General features: G+C 59.3%; 2 pseudogenes. One reads left to right on the forward strand and one right to left on the reverse strand.

Going from position 1 to position 850, the window contains the following annotated elements:
- Nucleotides 1-331 (reverse strand): annotated as a pseudogene (locus tag Tchar_RS13560) (transposase); the annotation flags it as partial.
- Between the two features lie 152 nt (nt 332-483).
- Between Tchar_RS13560 and Tchar_RS14180 the strand changes: the two are divergent.
- A pseudogene (locus Tchar_RS14180) lies at nt 484-615 on the forward strand (IS481 family transposase); the annotation flags it as partial.
- Between the last annotated feature and the right edge of the window lie 235 nt (nt 616-850).

Consider the following 850-nt stretch of genomic DNA (forward strand, 5'->3'; position numbering starts at 1 on the left):
ATGGTGCTCTCATCCGGCACCACATCCACCCCCAGGTCCAACCCAACAAACCGGGCCAGCAGCGGCGTGTCATACAGGGCTTCCTCCACCGCCGGATCCGACAGCCCAAACCACTGCTGCAGAAAGTGAATCCTCAAAAGCTTCTCGACCGCAAAGGGTGGACGACCCCACCCTTGGGGCCTGCCTTGGGCGCATACGGCTCGATGAGCGCAACCAGCTCTTTCCAGGGCACCACACGCTCCATCTGCTCCAAAAACTCACGCTTGCGGGTGCGCTTGGTGCGCAGCTCAAAGCCCGTATACATCGGCACCTGAAGACTCATCTGCTTCATGTCGCTATTGTCCCATCCCGGCAGTCAGGTGGGGAGGTTTTGCAGACCTTCCCTAGCTGTGAAGCTTCAATAGGTTGTATCTGCGGTTCACCCGGACTGCGTCTGGGAGACTGGGAGTCGCCAAACAATCCAGCACTTTCAGGAACAGCCGGATGAACACCCATAAGAATGCCCGACTTACCTTCGCCCGTCGCTTGCAGATGGTTCAAGAGATGACACAGCACGGGCTCAAGGCCTGTGTAGCGGCCTCACGCCATGGCGTGACGCCGCGCACTGCGCGCAAATGACTGGGCCGCTACCTGGCAGTTGTGTGCGTCAAGTTGTGCAAATTGGTGATCAGGTAATTGGTTGATCCTGTTTGCGCTGTCGTTGTCGCGGAGGGCGTAGCCCGGAGCGATGACGACAGCGCGCGGCCGCTTCAGGCGGCCAGTCTCAACGCCTCCTTTTTCTGCTCCGAAAGGAGCGTCATGTTCAGGTAACGGCTGTCCTCCAGCCAGGTCTCGTGCGTCTCGACGCACA

The sequence above is a fragment of the Tepidimonas charontis genome (genome assembly GCF_007556685.1).
Lineage (GTDB): Bacteria > Pseudomonadota > Gammaproteobacteria > Burkholderiales > Burkholderiaceae_C > Tepidimonas > Tepidimonas charontis.